This window comes from Streptomyces sp. NPDC020884 (assembly GCF_044333935.1).
Lineage (GTDB): Bacteria > Actinomycetota > Actinomycetes > Streptomycetales > Streptomycetaceae > Streptomyces.
In genome coordinates this window covers 18,601-39,146 of record NZ_JBIRRY010000018.1, presented here as the reverse complement: position 1 = coordinate 39,146, position 20,546 = coordinate 18,601, and the positions used below count along the sequence as shown (strand labels likewise).

The window sequence follows — 20,546 nt, the reverse complement described above, 5'->3', positions numbered from 1 at the left end:
ATCTGCCACGACAAGCGTCTACCGCCTCAGCCGGCCCGAAGCGGCCTGCCACCTGAACTGCAACGAAGCACCCCTGTCAGGACAAAACGCTCTTTCAGACAGGCCCTAGTGCACCTGAGAGGCGGAGAGACGAAAGGCCCGGTTCTCGGCCTCCGACCAACACCGTCAGACGGTGACGGCGCCCTCGTAATGGCTGAACGGGTCAGTGCAGCGCCCGGCGGGCGAACGGCGTGTAGGCCGCGACGGCAAGGAGGACACTTTCGACCTGCAGTTCCATCGCAGTCGCCGACTCCCCGCAGGAGTACACCGCGGGCCTCAACTGCAGACGGACGGACCTGCCTGCGCTGCCGGCGCCAACTGCGGTCGTTGTGGTCGACGGCCGTCACGGTCTGAGGAACAAACTCAACGGCCGGTTGCGAGCATCCAGATCCCGATGACCGTGAACAGGGTGCCGCCGGCGAGGAGGGACGCGACTTCCCCAATCCCTCTCCTGGTGAGATTGATTCGCGCGGTCTTCGGGGCCTCGGCAAGGTAGACCACCGGGACCCCACTGCCCACGGGAAGGCCCTTAACTCCGGATGACCCGGCCTGGAATGTGTGCCGACTACCCAGCGCATCAACGAATTCGACCACCGCGAAGAAGACAGTCCCATGCACCTTTCCGGAGCTACTCCGGTGGTGGCGGATCACCAAGCCCCCGGCGCGGATCCCTTCTCGTCGGAGGCGGGACTGGATCGTGGCCTCACGGGTGCCGAACCCGAGGAGGATGACACCTCCCAGCAGCGACATCGCAACCCACACCGTTTGCCTCCCTTTTCCATGTTTTGGACGGCTCTTCGGCCATCTCCTGTCGCAGGAGAGGACGCTACATCGATTGGATGGGGTTCCTGGTGAAGGCGGTGGGATGTGCGGAGACACCGACGAGGCCAGAACGGACCAACATCCACCTCACCACATAGGACACAGTCCTCAGCAGCCACACCCGTCCTCGGTGTTCAGCACACGCAGGACTGACTCCACGATGACCCACCGGTGCACCGAACACCTGTAGGTCCGGCTGGATCTACCACATGCCGTCTCGCCCTGGTGCTCCATCACGGAAAGGGAAGCTAAGGGCTCGCAGAGAATCAAGGTGTTGCTTCCCGTGGTTCGGCTCGTTGGTGTGGTATGCGCATATCCGGCGAGGTCCGCAGCCAACTCGCGTTGAAGTTTGAGGTGCTGTTCCCACATCTGGATGAGCGGCAGCGGCGCCTGTTGATGGGCGCCGAGGCTCGAATCCTGGGACACGGCGGGATCCGGGCCGTTGCCCAGGCCGCCGAGGTCAGCGAGACCACCGTCCGAAAGGGTGTGGACGACTGGAGGCAGGGGCAGAACCGCTGGGCCGGGTCCGTCGTCCCGGTGGCGGGCGCAACCGGGCGGCCGAGGTGGATCCAGGGCTGCGATCCGCGCTGCTGGCGCTGGTCGAGCCGGACGTGCGCGGGGATCCGATGTCGCCGCTGCGATGGACGACGAAATCGACACGCAAACTCGCCGGCGAGCTCACGCGCCAGGGGCACCGCATCTCTGCAGATACCGTCGCCGACCTGCTACGAGAGGAGGGTTTCAGTCTGCAGGCCAACGCCAAGACCCTCGAGGGCACCCAGCATCCCGACCGGGATGCCCAGTTCCGCTACATCAACGACCGGGCCAAGGAGCATATGGCCGTCGGCGACCCGGTGATCAGTGTGGACACCAAGAAGAAGGAGCTGGTCGGGCAGTACAAGAACGGAGGCCGCGAGTGGCATCCGAAAGGACTGCCGGCCCAGGTCAGGACCCATGACTTCCTGGACCGGCAGGGGCCGGGAAAGGCAATCCCGTACGGGATCTACGACGTCGCCGCGAATACCGGCTGGGTCAACGTCGGCACCGATCACGACACCGCGGCGTTCGCCGTCGCCTCCATCCGCCGCTGGTGGCAGGGCCGTGGAAGCTACGACTACCCACGAGCCACCCGGCTGCTGATCACCGCGGACGCGGGTGGCTCCAACGGAAACCGCACCCGCGCCTGGAAGACCGAACTCGCCGCCCTGGCCGCCGAGGCCGACCTGGAGATCACGGTCTGCCACATGCCGCCGGGCACCTCGAAGTGGAACAAGATCGAGCACCGGCTGTTCTCCCACATCTCCATGAACTGGCGAGGCCGCCCGCTGACCAGCCATGACGTCATGGTGAACAGCATCGCGGCGACCACCACCCGCACAGGGCTGACCGTTCACGCCGAACTCGACCTGGGCACCTACGACACCGGCATCAAAATCACCGACAGAGACATTGACGCCCTGCCCATGCGCCGGCACCGCTTCCACGGCGACTGGAACTACACCCTCCACCCCCCGCCCCGCGACACCACAGCCACAGCCACAGCCACAGCCGATGCGGCCAGAAAGCCGCGATCAGCCGGCCCAGCCCCACAGCCCGGCACCGAGGGTCTACGCAACCCGGAACTGACCGGCATGCCCGAACCGGCACTGGACGAACTCGTCGACCAGCTCGCCCCGAAACTCGATGAGTTACGCGAGCAAGGACGGCTCCAGCAACGAGGAGGCGACCGCATCCGGGCTCGCGGCGCCGGGGCCAAGGACAAGCTGAGCTCCGCCGACAGAATCCTGGCCACCGTGCTCTACCAGCGCAAACTCGGTACCCGAGACCTACTCGCACAGCTTTTCGGAGTCAACGGCAGCACCCTCACCAGAGCCGTTCGCCAAGTGCAGCCCCTCCTGGCCGAGCAGGGCCACACCATCCCGCCATCGACAGCCAGGTTCCGCACACCCGCTGACGTCACCGCGTTCCTCGCGAACAGCAGTCCCACGAAAATCAAATCAGCATGTTGATTCTCTGCGAGCCCTTAGTACTCCAGCCGGACTTCGGTGTATGTCCTGGTCAACGGCTTGAGCGTGGGGATTTTAGCGGGGTGGTGCCGGGTGTGGGGCGGGTTCGCCCGGCCTGTCCCGCGAAGGAGTGACCGCGCCGTGTGTAGTGACAGCGGCGGGGACAGCCATCGCATGTGATCGATGACGTACCCGCCTCCGTGTGGGAACAAGAGCTGGAAGAACTCTTCTTGCGGATCGGACACCGCTTCCCCCGCGTCGAGCCCAGACGCCGGATGCGGGACTACGTGCGAGGACTGCTCGGGCCCGTGGGGCGCAAGAACTCCTGGCAACTGGCCGAGTTCGCCGGGCACCCCACCCCTGACGGGCTGCAGCACCTCCTGGGGAAGAGTCGCTGGGAGGCCGACGGGATACGCGACGACCTGCAGGGATACGTCGCCGAACACCTCGGCACCGACGAGGGCATCCTGATCATTGATGACACCGGATTCGTCAAAAAAGGCACCACCTCCGCCGGGGTGCAACGGCAGTACTCCGGAACCGCCGGCCGCACCGAGAACTGCCAGATCGGCGTCTTCGCCGCCTCCGCCACCACCCGCGGCCACGCTCTCGTCGATCGCGAGCTCTACCTCCCCAAGTCCTGGACCGACGACCCCGAACGCTGCCGCACAGCCCGCATCCCCGAAAATCGCCCATTCGCGACCAAGAACGAGCTGGCCCGCACCATGGTCCTGCGCGCGCAGGCCGGCCCCCTGCCCGTCACCTGGGTCGCGGCCGATGCCGCCTACGGACAGGACTCCCGCTTCCGACGCTTTCTGGAAGACGCCGGCCTGTCCTACGTCATGGCAGTGCCCAAATCCCAGCAGGTCCACGGCCCCCGCATCGACCAGCTCATCAGCCAGGCCCCGACGAGGCATGGCAGCGGCTCTCCTGCGGCGACGGCGCCAAGGGGCCTCGGCTCTACGACTGGGCTGCCGCCCGCCTGCCGGCCGTCTGAGAGTTCGACGGCGACGAGCCCACCCGACAACGCTGGATGCTCGCCCGCCGCAGCATCGCCAAGCCCGACGAGCTCGCCTACTTCCTCGCATCAGCCCCCTTGGACGCCACCGTCGCCGATCTCGTTCAGGTCGCCGGGTGCCGCTGGAAAATCGAGGAGTGCTTCCAGAGCGCGAAGAACGAATGCGGCCTGGACCAGTACGAAGTCCGCCGCTACGTCGGCTGGCACCCGCACATCACCCTCGCCATGCTCGCCCACGCGTTTTCGCCGTCACCGCCGCCCAAGAGCGCCAAAAGGAAAGCCGGTCACGACACACCCGACCTCGTGGACCTCACCCCGGCTGAGATCCGCCGTCTACTGGCAACTATCCGCCGACGTCCTGCTCGACAGGGCAACCATGCAATGCAGTGGTCGAGATGGCGCCGCCGACACCAGGCCCGGGCCCGCCACTGTCACTACACACGGCGCGGTCACTCCTTCGCGGGACAGGCCGGGCGAACCCGCCCACACCCGGCACCACCCCGCTAAAATCCCCACGCTCAAGCCGTTGACCAGGACATACACCGAAGTCCGGCTGGAGTACTAGTGTCTCGTGATCCGGTTCGTATCACCTGAAGGCCGAGTTCTCGCATCACACCGATGACAGCCGGACGTAGGGGCCGGCCAGGTTACGCGGCCTCCTCGTCAGGGCTTCAAGGTCATCTGGAGGGGGACACCGCATGGGTTGTGGCGACTGCTGTGACGTTTGGATGCGTGGGTGCGCTTGGTGAGTGGGGACGGAGGAGTTCCCCGCCGGGCGTTCTACAGGTGCCCGGCCGTGCGCGAAGTCTGGGGGATGCGATGGATGCGAGCGGGAACGGCAGACGGCTTCTTTCCGCCGTCGAGATGCGGGTCGGGGTCGCGGAGTTCGTGCGGAGGGTGACGGCGCGGAAGCGGCTGCCGCTGGACTACTCGGTCGCGAGCCTTCGCGTGGTGGACCGTATCGTCGACGGGCTCCGGGCCGCCGGACCGGAGCAGGGTGCGGTGGCAGGCGAACTGTTCTGGCTGGGGGCGTACGCGGGCGAGGTGCTCGTACGGCGCGCCGGCGCCGAGTGGGTGGACTTCGATCCCGGACAGAGGGAACTGTTCGGGCAGGTGGTGGGTGTCCGGATGCCCGACGGACGGGCGTGGAACCCGATCGGAAAGGTGACCAATCGGTTCGCCGCCGGGCCGGAGGAGTCCGTCCAGCAGATGTACTTCCTGCTGCACGGTCGTCCGAGGATGCCGACGATGGCTGACCGATGAGGGGAGCCGAGGTGAGCGGACATAGGCAGCGCGGTAACAGCTGTTCCTCAGGCACAGTCGTGAAGCGCGGGTTCCGCTTCCTGTGACATTTCTGTGTGTCAGAACGCAGAGAGAAGTGGGGCGAGAGTTGAGCGATCGAAGAGGCGTGTGTGATCAGGGGCGGGGACCGACGGCGTACGCAGGAGCGTGACCTGGAACTCGGGAGGGCCGTATCGCTTGCCCAGGAGGGAGACGAGGGCGCTTTCGAGAGGGTGTACCTCTTGGTCCATCCAGGTCTCCTCGGGTATGTGCGGGGTCTGGTAGGGGCGGATGCGGAGGATGTCGCTTCGGATGCCTGGTTGGAGATCGCCCGGGATCTGACGAGATTCCGGGGCGATGCCGTCGGATTTCGCGGGTGGACGGCGACCATCGCGCGGCACCGGGCGATGGATCACCTGCGCAGGCAGAAACGGAGACCTCCCACCTTGCTGGTCGAACCGGAAGTTCTGAACCTGCCCGGACGGGCCGACACGGTAGAGGCAGTGCTGGAGGCGATGTCGACGCGGGCGGCGCTGGCGCGGGTCGCCGGACTGCCGCCGGACCAGGCGGAGGCAGTGCTGCTGCGGGTGGTGGTCGGGCTCGACGGGCCGACGGCGGCGCGGGTGCTCGGCAAGCGTCCTGGTGCCGTACGGACGGCCGCCCACCGGGGGCTGAAGCGCCTGGCCGAGCAGTTGACCCCTGTGAGCATGGCGACGAGTGCACCGGACATGATGCCCGGCCCACTGAGGGATGAGACGTGACACGTAAGGAACAGGAATCGGAGGCAGTGCCCGTCACGCCTGAGATCGAGATGCTCGCGGACAGCCTTCGGGGAGAGGCCGGGCGTGAGGGGGCGGAACGGGCGCTGGCGGCATTTCGAGAGGCGCGTAGCACGACCGCTCAACTGCGCTCGCAGCGTCCCCGCAGGCGCGACGACTGGCGTCCGGGTCGGCGGCGATTCTCCATAAGCGTCTCGCTGCGGGCGGGGCTAGGCGCGGCCCTCGCCGGCGTGACCCTCGGCGGAGTGGCCATGGCGGCCGGTGCCGGTGTGCTCCCGGTTCCGTTCGCCCCCACCGACACCCTCGACCGGCAGCCCAGTCCCACTTCGGGTGTCGAGGCACCGCGCACCCCGGGTGAGACGGCTCCCGCTCCTGCATCCGAGCCGTCCGGGCGGGGCCTTCCGTCCCCGGGCGGCCCCTCGGTGTCCGCGCCGACGCGCGACGCGCCGGCAGCAAACCGTAGGGCACTCTGCCGTACGTGGAGCCAGGGCAATCGCCCTCATCGTGGTGTCGCCTTCGAACGACTCATGGAGCTGGCGGGAGGGGCAGGCGCGGTCGGCGACTACTGCGCGACATCGCCCGAAGCGAAAGCGAAGGTTCCCCCGGCACCCCGGAGGCCGACCGAAGCCGCGGGACCGGGGCGGCCGACGGCACCGCAGTCGACCTCGCCCTCACGAGGCCGGAGCGGAGAGCACGCGCGTGGAGGAGACAAGCGTTCCTGAGCAGGCCAGGTGGGGGCACCGCGGTCGCCCGGGCGGGCTGCGGCGCTCACGCGCGGAGGAAGGACACGGGGGGTGTCCTCCGACGACCGACCACCACGCAGACGCCTCCGCCGACGCAGCTCAGTACGCCCAGCACCGCGGTCACTCCGAGGAAGGTGAGGGTGTTCCTGTCCGGAAGCGCACGGCCCAGGACGGCGGCGATGGGGACGGCGCCCGCGTCCTCGTCGAGGAAGAACCTGGAGTCGTTGGAGTTCGCGCGGTTGTCGCCCAGCAGGAACATACGGCCCAGTGGCACCTTGACGTCGACGTCGGGGGCGATCGGACCGTCACCGGCCCACTTCACATACGGTTCGCTCACCGCACGGCCGTTGATGGTCAGGGATCCGTCCGCGAGAACGATGTGATCCCCACCGAGCCCGATGACGCGCTGCAGCACCGGCAGTCCGCCGTACCTGCTCGGCACAGCGAAGAGCACGACGTCACCACGCCGGACGGCGGTGCCGCCGACCTTCTCGATTGCGATCCGAGTGCCTTCGCGGTAGGTGGGTTCCATCGCGCCCCGGGCTGTCACCGAGGTGTACGAGGTCTGGAGGGACACGAGTGCTCCCGCGGCGGCCGCGAGGCCGAGAGCCATGAGTGCCGCTCCCACAACCAGCAGCCGACCACGGCCGACGGGTGGGTGTCTCCTTGAATGCATGGTCTCTCCGTTGCTCGTCGATTCATCGATGGAGGCAGTGCCCCGGCCGGGGCGGTGTCAGCCGATGGCGATGCGAGGGTGGGCGCCGGGCTGGATCCACGCCATGATTCTGTCCATCGTGGCCCGCGGGACCGAGACGCAACCGGCTGTCGCTCCCGCCCATTGACGTGAAGGAAGATCCCGGCCCCCGGAGCGGCCGGCTAGCGGTTGAAGGCGATGGCAAGCGCCTTGGCGTACTGGGCGGGGTAGTTGATCAGATGCTCACTTCCCCGCTCCCCGGTCTCGACGAGTGGGAAGTCGGCGCCCGCCGCGGTGTGCATCGAGTTGTAGAACGCCGACGCGGGGTCCTCGACCCACCAGTGCGAGGAGTCGACCCGGGTGTACGGCATGTTCGCGCCGCCCCCTTCCACCCCGGAGCCCTCGGTGATGGCGTACGTTCCGGTGGGCGTCGTGTAGGTGCCCTGTCTGCGGGTCGCGCCGTCCGTGATGCCGCTGAAATCACCTCGTCCGCTCGCGGAGATGACCGGCTTCCATCCCGAGCCTCCCTTTGCCCTTGCCGTCACCGTGGCGTACGAGCCGCTTGCCTTCACAGTGATGAGCTGGGTGGAGTTACCCACTGTCACCGGAACGAGGAATGAGGGGGCGCCAGGTGCTGGGGCCGACTGCTCGCTGGAGGGGTCAGCGGCGGACTTCGGCGCGTGGGAGGCTCCGGTCGCCGAGGACGAGCCGGCGTCCGCCTTCGTGGAACCGGGTCGGGAGTCGGAACCGGATGCGGACGCCGACGCCGACGCCGACGCGGAAGACGACGGTGATGCCGTGCTGGATGCGTCGGCTTCGTGCGGGGGCTCCGTGGCCTTGGTCTGCTTCGTTGTCACCACGGAGCCGGAGCCAGCGGCTGCCGACGGGACCGGTTTCTGCTGTCCGCATGACGTAATGAGTGCCAGCGCACACGTGGAGACCAGCACGGTCGAGATGTGACGGTGTATGGGCTGCAATGCGCGCACCACCCTCGGGTGTCGGGTAGAAATGGAGCGGATGGCCGAGCGCGGTTCAGTCGTCGGGTCCCGAGGCACGAGAGCGTCGTGGTGGATCATCGGGTGAGGACGGCGCCGATACCGCGGCCGGTGCCGGCCGCGAGGCCGCTGGGCCCGTACGAGGCCCCCTGGCCGGACGCCAAGGTCATCACCGTGCCGTCGCCGGTGTTCTCGCCCTCCGCACCGAACGCCGGATCGGCTGTGCCGTCGCCGTTCAGATCGGGCAGGTCGACTGCCGACCCGAAGCGGTCGCCGGTCTCGGCAGTTCCCGGGACTCCGCCCGAACCCTGCACGAAGGCGATCGCACGGCTTGCCGTGAGCCCGTCGACGGAGCCGTTCAGCAGGAACGCGCGCCCCGCGCCGCCTGGCGCGCCGACGAGCACGTCAGCGTACTCGTCCCCGTCGGCGCTAGCGATGGTGAGCGAGGCGCCGATCTCGGTGCCGCCGTGTACCGCGCCGAGATCGGTGCTGCCGATCACCGCCGTGCCAGCCGTCCGAAGGCCGTCGGAGGAGCCGAGGTACGCGACGATCTCGCCGCTGCCGGAGCGCGCCGCCGGTCGGCCCACTGCCAGGTCGGCGTAACCGTCGCCGTTCAGGTCCCCGGAGGCCACGGTGCTGCCCCCGGCGCCGTCCAGGGATGTCGCGGTGTCGGTGCGCAGTCCGCTCGCCGATCCTCGCGCCACTACCAGTGGCCGGGAGCCGTCCGCTGTACGGAAGGTCACCGCCGCGTCGTCGAAGCCGTCGTGGTCGAAGTCCCCGGTGGTCACGTCGGCGTCCTGGATGGGGCCGTCGGCGAGGGAGAGCGGTGCGGAGAAGGCGCGGTCGGCGCCGTCCACGGCCCAGGCCCGGCCCGCTCCGGGTGAGACGGCGAGGACGTCGTCGCCGCCGTCGCCGTCGAAGTCGCCGGTGGCCAGCGCCGCCCCGAAGCGAGCGTTGCCGGTGCGGGCCCCAGCAGGCTCGTTGATCATGCCCGCCAGGCCATTGAGACCGTTGGGTCCCCCGCGCAGGACACTGAGGCCGCCCTCGTCGATCGCGCCAGCGGTGACCTCCTCGCCGGGTGAGGACACCACGAGGTCCTGGTAGCCGTCACGGTCGAAGTCCCCGAAGGCGCTCGCCGAACCGAATCCGTCACCATCCTCGGAGCCGCCGGGCACCCCCTCGGTCTCCTGCGTAAGCACGGACCGGTTGGCGGCGTACGGAATGGCAGGGGTGCCTGGCACCACAGTGACCTGGCCCGCCCCGGCACGGCCGTTCGCGGTGGCTCGCGGCACACCCACGGAAAGGTCGGAACGGCCGTCGCCGTTCGTATCGCCGTGAACCGAAGGAGCGTTGAGCCCGGCGGCTGCCGTGCGGATCGCGGGCAGATCGCCGTAGAGATTGGTGCCCGGGCACTCAGTCGGGAAGCCGTCGCGGTGGCCGGAGATCCGGTTCATGACGACCTGCTGGCCCTGGGTGAACTTACCGTTGTCCGCGCCGGCCGCCATCACGACCGTGCCCGCCGGGTTGACGCCGTACAGGCCGAGCTTCCAGGTCGCGAGCCGGCCGATCGCGTCGCGCACCGCGGGTGTGGTGCTCGCGGTGTTGAAGTCGCCGAGTACGGCGACGCCGCTGGTGTCGGTGTTGAACCCGTAGGTGTGCGCCCCGTACACCGGCCGGTCGATGCCGCCGGCGCGTCCCTCGAAGAGGGTTCCGCACTTGTCGACGAAGAAGTTGTAGCCGATGTCGTTCCAGCCGTTGGACTTCACGTGGTAGGTGAGGATGCCTCGGATCACAGAGACGGACTCGGTGCAGGTGTAGGTGTTCGTGCCGGCGGTGTGGTGCACAAACACCGCCTTGGTGTCCGTGGTGTACGTCGGAGGGGCGGCGACCAGTGATTCGTCGGCACCCCACTGGGCGCGCGAGGTGATCGTGGGTGGGCTCGCCGCGGTCGCGGTCACCGTCGCGGTGCCTGTCGTTCGCGTGCGGGCCGGGGAGGGGCCGCCCTCGGGGTCCACCAGGTCGACACGCAGTCCCCGCGGGAGCTTGGAGCCGGTGATGCGGGCCTGGACGCCGTCCGAGGAGCCGACCCACAGGGGCTGGGTTCCGGCCCGGAGGCCAGGGCCTTCGTGGTCGGGCCCGGATTCCGGGGTACGGACGTCGGTGTCGAGCGGGCGCCAGGGGGACCAGGCGCCGCTTTCGGCGTCCCGCACCCGGACCTCGGCCTTTCCGCCGAGCTGGGCGCGCGGGTCGTCCCAGGTGATGCCGAGCAGGCTGAACGGCCCGGTGTCGCGCGGCGTGAGCACCTTGCCGCCCCTGCCATCCGTGACCCTGTGCGTGGTGAGGGAGCCGGTACGGGGCTCACCAGCGTCACCGGGCGCGGCCGCCGCGGCGAAGGGGGCGGGAAGCATGGCGAGCAGAAGAGCGGCGGCCGCGAGGGCGTTGCGGGTGAGATTCACGGGGTCTCGCCGTTCTCGTCGGCGAGGCCGGAGGTGTTCTGGGCGTCGGGAAGCGGAGCGCTGCACGTCGCCCGCCCGTACGGGCCGGTCGCCGTGGACCGCTGGACGTGCTTGCCGCGGACGGCGACGGCGCACCCGGCGTCGCCGCCCTTGCCGTCGAGCACGATGCGGACGGTCGGCTCGGTACCGAGCGCCACCTTGACGTTCTTGCGCCAGGGCAGGTCGGAGCCGGACAGGGTGAGGCTTTTGGCCTGCTTACCGTGTGCGATGAAGTCGATCTTCACGGTGCTCGAACCGCTGACCTCGTAGCTGACGGCGGCGGTCGGTACCGGCTTCGGTTGCGGCTCGCCGCGGGAGGCGAAGACGCCGTAGGTGATGGCGCCCGCAGCGAGTAGCAGGGCGGTCACGGCGATCAGCGTGCGGCTGTCGGTGCCGGAGCCCGCGGAGCGGGGTTCAGCCGATTCCGTCTCACGCGCGGCATCGTTGTCCAGGGTGTCAGTACTCATGAGGTAGGAGATGTCTCCGATCGAGAGGCGACCCGGGCGCGAATTGCTCGACCGGTCAAATGAGGGATCCCGCGCACGAAGGGACAGACCGTCGGCGGTTTTCCCGCAGGGGCCTCCGAGAGCGAACGAGGGTTAAATCCGGCTGGTTATACCTCACACTGCGTACCGCATGAAACTGCACGGACAATTCACCCATCCCGTGTCGCGGCAATGAGGTGAACTGGGAGATTTCGAGTCATGTTCGGTAAAGAGTCCCATTAATCCGCCCTGTTGACGTCGTGTCATCTACGTGTGTAGAACGCGCTTTGATTCATCGACTGCGCTCCGATCCCGAATCCGATCGCGCTTTTGGCATGCCCGAAAGCAGCCCAAGCGTCCGGACCCGGTTACCGGTAGCTCAAATGCAGCGCCCATGGCGCGAAGAAGAGGGCGGACCGTACGTGAGAACGCGACACCGAAGACTGTTTGCCGGTCTCGTCGCATCGGCCGTGGTGGGCACTCTGCTCCCACCCATGGTCTTTGTGACACCGGCGGCAGCAGCGGATTCAAGCGGCAACGGGGGCGGGAAGGCAGGGGTCTTCGACGCCGTCAAGGACTGGTTCACCGACGAGGAAGAACCCGAACCGGCGAACGCCCTGGAGATGTCCAGCCGCGAGAAGTTGCCCAAGGGCAAGAAGGACCCCGAGCCGAAGCGGGTCAAGGAGTTGAAGAACCGGCGCACTCCCAGCGCCCGGTTCTTCGAGCTCTCAGACGGACGTGTCGAGGCCGAACTGACCGCGGTGCCCACCGCGTACCAGGACGAGAAGGACAAGTCCTGGAAGCCGATCGACGTCTCCGTGCGGGAGACCTCGAAGGAGAACTTCGAGTACGCCAACACGGCCAACATGGGCCGGACCTACTTCGGGTCCGAGCCGGGTGAACTGGTCCGGATCGAAGGCGTGGGTGGCGAGTCCGTCACCCTCGGCCTGGACACCGCAGCAACCTCCGGCGGCAAGAACCTGAAGCCCACGGCCAAGGGCGCCAAGGTCGTCTACGCGAACGCCGTCGAGGGCGCAGACCTGGAATACGTGGTCGAGCCCGGCCAGGTCAAGGAGAACATCGTCCTGACCGAGCGCCCGGACGGACCGGTGAAGTTCACCTTCACGCTGGACGCGGGCGGCCTGACACCGAAGTCCCGCAAGGACGGCTCGATCGCCCTCTTCGGCGAGGCACCGAAGACCCCGGTGATGGTCATCCCCGCCCCGTACATGACGGACGCGGCAAAGGACACGAAGTCCCCGACCGGTGGCACCTACAGCACCGAGGTCACTCAGAAGCTGACCAGGGCCGGAGACGACTGGAAGATCACGGTCCTCCCGGACACCAAGTGGCTGGCCGCCAAGGACCGCCGTTACCCGGTCGTGATCGACCCGACGATCACCATCACCCCGGACGCCACGGGCTCGAAGGACACCATGGTCCTCTCGGACCAGCCGTCCACCAACTTCAACACCACGTGGAAGATGTCGGCGGGCAAGACCGACACCGGCATATCCCGCTCCCTGGTGGAGTTCCCGTTGTCGGAGATCCCGGCAGGGGTGAAGGTCGACTCTGCCCGCCTGGGCATGTACTTCGACCAGTCGCACACCACCAACGCCAGCGACGTCACCATCGGCGCCTACCGGGCCACCGGCACCTGGACCGAGGATGGCGCCACCTGGTCCAACACCAGCGGACTGGTGGGTGAGCTGTCCGGTACCACCGTGCAGATCGACGACGGTGACGCGGGCACGGCCGCGGTCGGCGAGTGGCCGAGGGTCGCCACCACCAGCACAGCGAACGTCGGCAGTGACTACGCGTACAACAAGAACGCGGCCACCGGCGAGAGCTACACCTACCAGCCCCGGATCGCCGAGACGGCGTCCTACCGCGTCGAGGCGCACTACTCGCCGCACGCCGACAACACCGCCGCGGCCCCCTACAAGGTCCTCCACGACGGGCTGACCCACAACTACACCGTCGACCAGACGGTCGGGACCACGTCGGCGTGGAAGGCCCTGACCAGCACCCAGCTGGACTTCAACAAGGGCAACGCCGACAAGATCGTCCTGGGCGACACGGCCGATTCCACCAAGCGGACCATGGCCGACGCCGTGCGCCTGGTGAACCCCGCCTCAATCGTCAAGAACACCGGCGAGTACAACCAGTGGCACAACTTCCCGGTGACCGACACCGTTCAGAAGTGGGTGTCGGGGACTGCCGCCAACCACGGCTTCGTGCTCAAGGCCACCGACGAGTCGGCCACCGCGCCGACCGGTGGCCCGCGCTACGAGGCTGCCGACGGCTCCACCTACGGGGGAGAGACGGCGACCATCCCGCGGCTGACCGTCACCTACGGCAAGGTCGGGACGTCGCTGAACTCGCCGGAGGTCGTGCACTCCACCGGCCCCGAACTGAGCTGGCCCGCGTACAAGAACAACAGCGGGGACACCGAGCTGGAGATCGCCGAATACCAGTTGCACCGGTCGACCCAACAGGCGTTCACCCCCTCGCCCGCGACCCTGGTGGCGCCGATCGCCAAGACCGCGACCACATACACCGACACCACCGCCGCGCCGTCCCCGAACGGGGCCGGAACACCGGAGGTCGGCCGGTCGTACTACTACCAGATCGCCGTCAAGACCGCAGACGGGCAGCTACTCGGCTCCCCGACACGGACCGTCGGCATCCCCAAGCCGGGCCGCACCATGCGCCTGCTCCAGGGCACCGACGACGTCACCGACACCACGCTCTCCTCCCAGCAGCCCACCACCAACCAGGACACCATCCAGTCCTTCGGGGTCGGCCAGAAGTGGCTGAGCACCGGTGACAACTCCGGCACCTACGGCACCACCCGTGCCGCGCTGAAGTTCAACACCACAGCCATTCCCACCACGGCCACCGTCCTCGAAGGCCGGATGTACATGTGGGGATCGGAGACCACCAACACCTCCGCGGGAGCCGTCTACGAACTCCACGGCCTGAACAAGACCTTCGACGAGACCACCGCCACCTGGAACCAGTCGGCTACCTCGGCCCCTTGGACCGCTCCGGGCGGCGACTTCTCGGCCACCGTCTCGGACACCGTGCCCCAGTTCTCCGAGGAGGTCGGACGTCACTGGTGGGACGCCACCACACTCGCCAAGAGCTGGGTGAAGACCCCTGCCGGCAACAAGGGCGCCCTGGTCAAGCTGGCCGGCGACACCGACGCCACCCAGCAGGAGCGCACCCTGTGGCTGGCCTCGGAGGCCGCCGACTACCAGCTCGGCCCGCTACTGCGAGTCATCTACGTCGACTCGACCACCGAGGACACGTACTACGCGCCGCGGACCCCGGCCCGGATGACCCCGAACTCCACGTACACCGTGGACATGACGGTCACCAACACCACTAGCGTGGCCTGGGCGGCCGGTGAACGCCAGCTCTCGTACACCTGGAAGCTGCCCGACGGCACCGACGTCACCGACGGCACCACCGGCGGCAACCAGGCGGCCACCGCCGTCCCGTCCCTGATCCCCGGGGAGTCCGCCACCGTCAAGGCCACGGTCAAGACTCCGATCAACTCGGACAGCGGCAGCAAGCGCACCGAATACGCCCTCGGCTGGGACGTGAAGAAGGTCGCCGACGGCTCCTGGCTCTCGGTCACCAACCCCTCGATCACCCCGCTGAAGCAGCCGGTAGCGGTGGAGGACCCGACGTCCAACTCGCTGGGCATGGAAAAGTTCTACGCCTACGCGGGTAAGAACACCGGCGCCGGCTCGACGGTCATGAACAACCTCGCGTCGGGCAACAGCGTGTGGTCGTACAACGTGTTCAGCAACCCGGGCCGGGGCCTGACCACGTTCGCTCGGTTCGCCTACAACTCCCTGGACACCTCTGACACGGTCGCCGGTCACGGCTGGTCCCTCCAGGCCGCCGGCCCCATCCGGCTCGGTGCTCCGCTGGACTTCCACCCCAACCCGAATCCGTCCGAGATCCGGCTCCCGGACGGCGACGGCACCACGCACGTCTTCCGCAAGCAGGAAGACGGCACCTGGAAGGCCCCGGCGGGCGTTCACTACCGCGTCACCATGAAGGCGGGGCTGGACTGCACCCCGGCCAAGGACCCGATCCCGGACGCCTGGACGATGACCCGCCCGGACGGGACCCGGTTCCTGTTCGGCTGCGACGGCTACCTCACCTCGACAGTCGACAAGAACGGCAACACACAGCTGTTCACCTACGAGGAGCGGAAGTCCAACAACAAGCCGACCAAGTTCCTCAAGTACATCACCGACCCCACCGGTCGGCAGTCGCTGAGCGTCGAGTACTGGGACAAGGGCCAGAACGGCTACCAGTACATCAACAATTCCGGTGTGCTGACCTCGGACACCGGCAGCCTCAACAACTCGAAGATCTACGACCACGTCCGCTCGGTCACCGACATCTCTGGCCGGAGGGTCGAGTTCTACTACACGGACAAGGGCCTGCTCGGGCAGTTCACCGACGGTGTGGGCAGCTCCCAGCCGAAGAACTTCAAGTTCACGTACGACGCCACCCAGGGCAACAAGAACGTCAAGCTGGTCAAGGTCACCGACCCGCGCGGCAACGGCACGTCCCTGGCGTACTACGCCCCGCAGTCTGGTGACAACCCGAAGTACCACTGGTGGACGAAGACGGTCACGGACCGGCTGAACGGCGCGACCGGCTTCGGCTACGCGGTCGACGCGTCGAACGCGAAGTTCACCCGGAGCAGGGTCACGGACGCGGAGACCCATATGGCGACCCACGTGACTGACGACTTCGGCCGTCCCGTGCAGACCACGAATGCCAGGTCCCAGACGACGAAGATGAGTTGGGACGCAGACAACAACGTCACGTATATGGAGGAGGACAACGGCGCCAAGACCGCGTACTGCTATGACCAGAAGACGGGTTACCCGCTCTGGCAGCGCGACGCGGAGAACAACAAGACAGGCGTGCCGCCCGCGGCCGACTGCGCTCCGGGAACGTACCCAGCGAACTCGCAGCAGTACCGCTACCAGACACGTCTGGACGGCTTCTCGGCCGATCTCCACACGAAGACCTCTCCCGAGGGCAACAAATGGCAGTTCGGCTATGACTCGTTCGGCAACCTGAAGACGGTCACCGACCCGGAGGGCGTCGCGACCGCGACGGCCGACGACTACACCACCAAGAACGAGTACGACGCCTACGGTCAGCTGACCAAGGTGATCGACGCCAAGGGCAACCCCACGATCAACAGCGACTTCGGCCCGACGGGCTACCCGGCGACGATCACCGACGCACTGGGCAACGCGACGTCCTACGTGTACGACGAGCGGGGTCAGGTCAAGGAGGTCACCGACGCGCTCGGCAAGAAGGTCACCCAGACCTACGACACCTTCGGGCGTCCCAAGGTCGCGACGGTGCCCAAGGAAGCCGGGGTCGTGATCACCACCCCGGAGCCGGAGTACGACGCCAACGACAACACCACCACGTCGACCTCGCCCAACGGCGCGGTGTCCACGGCGGTGTACGACGCGGCGGACCAGATCACCTCGGCCACGGCGCCGAAGGACACCTCCACATCCGGCGAGCGGAAGTCGACGTACACCTACGACAAGGTCGGCAACCTCAGGACGACGACCGAGCCGAAGGGTTCGCTGACCACGTCCGACGCGACGGACTACGTCACGACCAACACGTATGACGAGGTCTACCAGCTGCTCTCCGCGGTCAACGCGGACGGCGACAGGATCTCCTACACGTACGACAACGTCGGCAATCTCACCCAGGTGGTGGATCCGAAGAAGAACGCCACCGCCGACCCCGACGACTACATGACCATGACCGCCTACGACCTGAACCACCGGGTCACCACGGTCACGGACGCGGCCGGCAAGTCCACCTCGCGGACGTACAACAAGGACTCCTTGGTCGTCGAGACCAAGGACGCCGAGAACAACTCCACGTTCTTCGACTACGACAAGCGCGGCAAGCAGAAGGAGATCCGCGCCCCCTACTCCGCGACCACGTTCCGCAAGACCCAGTTCGAGTACGACCAGGTCGGCAACACCACCAAGGTCATCACGCCGCGGGGCACCGCGACGACGGGCACCGCGGACGACTTCGCGCAGCGCACCGAGTACGACGCGCTGAACCGTCCGGTCAAGCAGTTCCAGCCGTTCGACCCGGCGGACGGCCGCTACAACAAGGCGGACGTCTACACCCAGACGTCGTACGACCCCGTGGGCCGGGTGGCGAAGACCTCGCTGCCGCCCTCCGCGGGTGAGACGGTCCGCAACGACACCACCTACGAGTACTTCGACAACGGCTGGACGAGGAAGTCCACCGATCCGTGGGACATCACCACGACCTACGACTACACCGAGACGGGCCAGCAGAAGGCCCGCACGCTGACCTCGGCGGGCGGCTCCTCGGACCGCACGATGGCGTGGTCGTACTACCCCGACGGCAAGCTCAAGTCGAAGTCCGACGACGGTGTGCCGGTCGGCAAGTCGGTCGTGCTGGTCGACAACTCCGACACCCAGCACACCTCCTCCACCGGTACGTGGGCGACGGGAGACCTCACTGGCCAGCAGGGCTACAACCACCGGACGCACACGGCGGGCACAGGCGCGGATGCCTTCACCTGGACCCTGAACATCCCCAAGGACGGCACGTACACGGCGTACGTGAAGTACCCGAAAATTACCGGCGCCGCCACCACCGCCAAGTACACCCTCAAGCACGGCACCACCACCGAGCCTTCGGTGACGAAGGACCAGACGGCGAACACCGGCACCTGGGTCGACCTGGGCAGCTACACCCTCAAGCAGGGCGAGGCCAGCAAGCTCGAACTGGCTCAGAACAGCGGTGGTGCGGTTGTCGCGGACGCGGTCAAGCTGGTGCGTGACACCAGTGGTGAGACCGACAGCGAAAAGCACACCTTCGCCTACGCCTACGACGTCAACAGCAACCTCACCTCGGTCGACGACACCTCGTCCGGCGCGAAAATCGACGCCTACACGGTGACATACACGGGCCTGAACCAGGTCGCGAAGGTGACGGAGGCGCTGGCCGGCGCGGAGAAGAAGGTCACGTCGTACACGTACGACGCCAACGGCCAGACGGATACGGTCACCCACCCCGACCAGTTCTCCAAGTACACCTACGACCTGCGAGAGCAGGTCAAGACGGTGTCGGTCGGCAAGACGGCGTCCGATGCCTCACCAAAGGTGAGCTCCTACGCCTACACCGACCGCGGTCAGAAACTCCAGGAGACCAAGGCCAACAAGAACACGGTCGACTCCACCTACTACCTCAACGGCGCGCTGAAGTCGACGACGGAGAAGAAGGGCTCCGGCACCCTCGTCTCCTCACACACCTACGCCTACGACGCCAACGGTAACAAGGCGCAGGACGTGGCAAAGAAGATGAACGCCGACAATCACGCGGCGTACCTCGACTCCACCACGGACTACACCTACGACCCGGCGAACCGACTCGCCAAGTCGGTCAAGACGGGCACGGGTGCGGGCACCGACACCTATGTCCACGACGATAACGCCAACGTCATCAGCCAGTCGGTCAAGGGCGTTTCCACGACGTTCGACTACGACCGCAACCGGCTGCTGACCGCCACAGTAGGAGGCTCGACCGCGAGCTACACCTACGACCCGTTCGGCCGTCAAGAGTCGGTCACTGCCGGCGGAAAGATCGTCGAGCGCAGCGTCTACGACGGCTTCGACCACATCGTCGAGTCCCAGAAGGCGGACGACACAGGCGCGTTGAAGTCGACAAAGTTCACGTTCGACCCGCTGGACCGCACCGCGTCGAAGACGGCGGACGGCAAGACGACCGACTTCAACTACCTCGGCATGTCCAGCGAGGTACTGGGTGAGGAAGTCGCCGGCGAGCTCACCAAGTCCTACCAGTACAGCCCGTGGGGCGAGCGTCTCTCCCAGGTCAGCCATAACGCCGACGGAACCAGCGAGGACGGCTTCTACGGCTACAACTCGCACACCGACGTCGAGACGCTGACCGACAGGGAAGGCGACACCAAGGCGACCTACGGCTACACCGCCTACGGCTCCGACGACAAGGACGAGTTCACCGGCATCGACAAGCCGGAGGCGGCTGATCCGTCCAAGGATGCCTACAACCCCTACCGCTTCAACGCCAAGCGCTGGGACGCGCAGACCGGCACCTACGACATGGGGTTCAGGGACTACAGCCCGGGACTCAACCGGTTCACCAGCCGGGACATGTACAACGGGGCCCTCTCGGACATGGGACTCGGGTCGGACCCCTTCACTGGGAACCGCTACGCCTTCACCGGTGGCAACCCCGTCAGCAATGTCGAACTGGACGGCCACATCTTCGGGTGTTCCGTCTGTGACGACGTCATCGACAAAGTCGGAGACCTCGTATCGGACGCCACCAAGAAGACGAAGGGCGGATGGCTGTCCATCGCCGACACGTTCCTCACCGGCATCGGCTGGTACAACGAGACGGCGCCCAACGGGTACGAGACGGAGCCCGGTGCCACGCCGGACTACGGCAAGGGTCTGCTCGTCAAACCGGACGACCAGAAGGAATGGACCGGCGGCGTCACCCGGTTCCCCTTCCAGGACCAGGGCTGCAAGGACAGTCGTCAGAGCATGATCTACTACATGCCGCTCGACGACGCGGGACGCGCTCAGGGGGCAATCGGCTGTCTGAACTGGCACGACACCAACAACGTGGACAAGGGGACCGGCGAGGTCTACGGGGACGGCGGGATCTTCGGCAGTGGAACGGTCTGGCCGACCGACGACCCCTTGTACATCCCCAAGGCGATGCAGAAGGGTGGTCCGCTCTATCGGAAGGGCCTGGAGCGAGGTCACCTGATCGCCAGCCGTTTTGGCGGCTCCGGTACGGACATCAGGAACCTGGCGCCGATCCACGGTGAAGTGAACCGGGGTGCGATGGCGAGGGTGGAGGACGCGGTGGCCGAGCAGATCAACAGCGGCAACACCGTCTTCTACCAGGTCATGGTGCACTACCCCAGTGCCACCGATCCGATGCCGGACCGGTTCGACATAACCTGGAACAGTTCGAGCGGCGCCAGCGGTTCGGTGCCGGTCTACAACACCCCATAGAGTGAGACCGGGGGGCGTGTCGCATATCTGACACGCCCCCCCGGTCCAAGCCTTCGATCGGAAT

Annotated in this window: 9 protein-coding genes and 2 pseudogenes; 6 read left to right on the top strand and 5 right to left on the bottom strand. The window is 67.1% G+C overall.

The genetic code is table 11. The annotated features are described in order from the left end of the window. Positions 1-402: 402 nt before the first annotated feature. A complete protein-coding gene (locus ACH4UK_RS36700) occupies positions 403-789 on the bottom strand; it encodes a DUF3592 domain-containing protein (RefSeq protein WP_398363544.1) in 387 nt (128 codons plus the stop codon). Between the two features lie 378 nt (positions 790-1,167). Between ACH4UK_RS36700 and ACH4UK_RS36695 the strand changes: the two are divergent. The 4 genes and pseudogenes from ACH4UK_RS36695 to ACH4UK_RS36680 all read left to right on the top strand — a co-directional run bounded on the left by ACH4UK_RS36695 (position 1,168) and on the right by ACH4UK_RS36680 (position 5,927). After that, positions 1,168-2,870: pseudogene (locus ACH4UK_RS36695) on the top strand (ISAzo13 family transposase). Between the two features lie 197 nt (positions 2,871-3,067). Beyond that, positions 3,068-4,392: pseudogene (locus ACH4UK_RS36690) on the top strand (IS701 family transposase). Between the two features lie 312 nt (positions 4,393-4,704). Further along, on the top strand, positions 4,705-5,148 hold the full coding sequence (locus ACH4UK_RS36685) for a hypothetical protein (RefSeq protein ID WP_398363542.1): 444 nt from the start codon (positions 4,705-4,707) through the stop codon (positions 5,146-5,148). A gap of 149 nt (positions 5,149-5,297) precedes the next feature. Beyond that, complete coding sequence (locus ACH4UK_RS36680; protein ID WP_398363540.1) at positions 5,298-5,927, top strand: RNA polymerase sigma factor; 630 nt, start codon at positions 5,298-5,300, stop codon at positions 5,925-5,927. A 786-nt stretch (positions 5,928-6,713) separates the two neighbouring features. Here ACH4UK_RS36680 and lepB read toward each other — a convergent pair. Together lepB and ACH4UK_RS36670 are read right to left on the bottom strand one after the other, a co-directional pair. Next, positions 6,714-7,301 (bottom strand): signal peptidase I, encoded by a 588-nt coding sequence (gene lepB, locus ACH4UK_RS36675; protein WP_398363538.1) that lies wholly within the window; start codon positions 7,299-7,301, stop codon positions 6,714-6,716. Positions 7,302-7,564: 263 nt separating this feature from the next. After that, positions 7,565-7,753: a hypothetical protein gene (locus tag ACH4UK_RS36670; RefSeq protein ID WP_398363537.1), complete on the bottom strand. Its 189-nt coding sequence runs from the start codon at positions 7,751-7,753 to the stop codon at positions 7,565-7,567. Positions 7,754-7,883: 130 nt separating this feature from the next. On the opposite strand from ACH4UK_RS36670, the gene ACH4UK_RS36665 reads away from it, so the two are divergent. After that, entirely contained in the window at positions 7,884-8,342 is a 459-nt protein-coding gene (locus tag ACH4UK_RS36665; RefSeq protein ID WP_398363535.1) for a hypothetical protein, read from the top strand. Between the two features lie 112 nt (positions 8,343-8,454). Here the strand turns inward: ACH4UK_RS36665 and ACH4UK_RS36660 are convergent, their stop codons facing one another. Together ACH4UK_RS36660 and ACH4UK_RS36655 are read right to left on the bottom strand one after the other, a co-directional pair. After that, a complete protein-coding gene (locus ACH4UK_RS36660; protein WP_398363533.1) occupies positions 8,455-10,833 on the bottom strand; it encodes an N-acetylmuramoyl-L-alanine amidase in 2,379 nt (792 codons plus the stop codon). Further along, entirely contained in the window at positions 10,830-11,339 is a 510-nt protein-coding gene (locus ACH4UK_RS36655) for an MmpS family transport accessory protein (protein ID WP_398363531.1), read from the bottom strand. The genes ACH4UK_RS36660 and ACH4UK_RS36655 overlap by 4 nt, the downstream gene beginning before the upstream one ends. 512 nt (positions 11,340-11,851) lie before the next feature. On the opposite strand from ACH4UK_RS36655, the gene ACH4UK_RS36650 reads away from it, so the two are divergent. Further along, entirely contained in the window at positions 11,852-20,482 is an 8,631-nt protein-coding gene (locus ACH4UK_RS36650; RefSeq protein WP_398363529.1) for a DNRLRE domain-containing protein, read from the top strand. Positions 20,483-20,546: the final 64 nt, after the last annotated feature.

Coding starts and splice junctions, on each gene's coding strand:
- ACH4UK_RS36655 (WP_398363531.1), bottom strand. CDS start 11,339: ATGAGTACTGACACCCTGGACAACGATGCCGCGCGTGAGACGGAATCG.
- ACH4UK_RS36665 (WP_398363535.1), top strand. CDS start 7,884: ATGACCGGCTTCCATCCCGAGCCTCCCTTTGCCCTTGCCGTCACCGTG.
- ACH4UK_RS36670 (WP_398363537.1), bottom strand. CDS start 7,753: ATGCCGTACACCCGGGTCGACTCCTCGCACTGGTGGGTCGAGGACCCC.
- ACH4UK_RS36650 (WP_398363529.1), top strand. CDS start 11,852: ATGGTCTTTGTGACACCGGCGGCAGCAGCGGATTCAAGCGGCAACGGG.
- ACH4UK_RS36700 (WP_398363544.1), bottom strand. CDS start 789: ATGTCGCTGCTGGGAGGTGTCATCCTCCTCGGGTTCGGCACCCGTGAG.
- ACH4UK_RS36685 (WP_398363542.1), top strand. CDS start 4,705: ATGGATGCGAGCGGGAACGGCAGACGGCTTCTTTCCGCCGTCGAGATG.
- lepB (WP_398363538.1), bottom strand. CDS start 7,301: ATGGCTCTCGGCCTCGCGGCCGCCGCGGGAGCACTCGTGTCCCTCCAG.